The 344-nt window shown below is 69.5% G+C and carries 1 protein-coding gene; it reads right to left on the bottom strand.

The window, feature by feature from the left end; genetic code table 11:
* Positions 1-344: FAD-dependent oxidoreductase (locus EQG76_RS11395; RefSeq protein ID WP_200840745.1), on the bottom strand; the 344-nt coding region annotated here is incomplete at both ends.

Here is a 344-nt window from a genome sequence, read left to right as displayed (position 1 = left end):
GGCCAGCAGCGCATCGATGAACGCCTCGTACTGCGCCTCATCGAACGGGCAGTTGATGTAGTCAGCGCTGCCGCCGCCAGGGCCCGGCTTGTCGTAGCGCGACTGGAACCAGGCGATGTCGAAATCGATCGAGTCGCGGTGCACGATGGGTGCGATCGCATCGAAGAAGGCGAGCTGGTCCTCGCCGGTATGGCGGCGGATGTCCTCGGCCAGGGCGGTGGCGGTGAGCGGGCCGGTCGCCACGATGGTGAGCCCGGCCTCGGGCAGGGCAGGGACCAGGCGGCGCCGGACCTCGATCAGCGGCTCGGCCTCGATCTTCGCGGTCACCGCCGCCGAGAACGCGT

The sequence above is a fragment of the Geminicoccus flavidas genome (genome assembly GCF_009806515.1).
Taxonomy (GTDB): Bacteria; Pseudomonadota; Alphaproteobacteria; order Geminicoccales; family Geminicoccaceae; genus Geminicoccus; species Geminicoccus flavidus.
The sequence above is the reverse complement of the archived record's forward strand: the minus strand, read 5'-3'. Positions and strand labels throughout refer to the sequence as shown.